The following is a 210-nucleotide window of genomic DNA, read 5'->3' as shown; positions in this document are numbered from 1 at the left end:
CGTCCGGCTCAGCGAACTGACCGCCGAGCAGGCGGAGTACCTGGGCATCGAGGTCGAGGGGCCGTTCAAGAGCGAGCTCTACCGGTACTGAGCCCGCCGACGCACTTGGGTAATCGTCCGTACACACCGCCGGGAGGCTGGCCATGCGACAGACCGACTTCAACCTGATCACCGAGACCCGGGACGCCGTGCTCCAGGTGAGCGCGCGAG

1 protein-coding gene is annotated in these 210 nt (G+C 67.1%); it reads left to right on the top strand.

What is annotated here, in order from left to right; all coding sequences use genetic code 11:
• The coding region (locus BN358_RS24240; protein WP_157593508.1) for an adenosylhomocysteinase at nucleotides 1–91 on the top strand (91 nt) is incomplete at its 5' end.
• Nucleotides 92–210 lie beyond the last annotated feature (119 nt).

It is taken from the genome of Sedimentibacter sp. B4 (genome assembly GCF_000309315.1).
Lineage (GTDB): Bacteria > Bacillota > Clostridia > Tissierellales > Sedimentibacteraceae > Sedimentibacter > Sedimentibacter saalensis.
The sequence above is the reverse complement of the archived record's forward strand: the minus strand, read 5'-3'. Positions and strand labels throughout refer to the sequence as shown.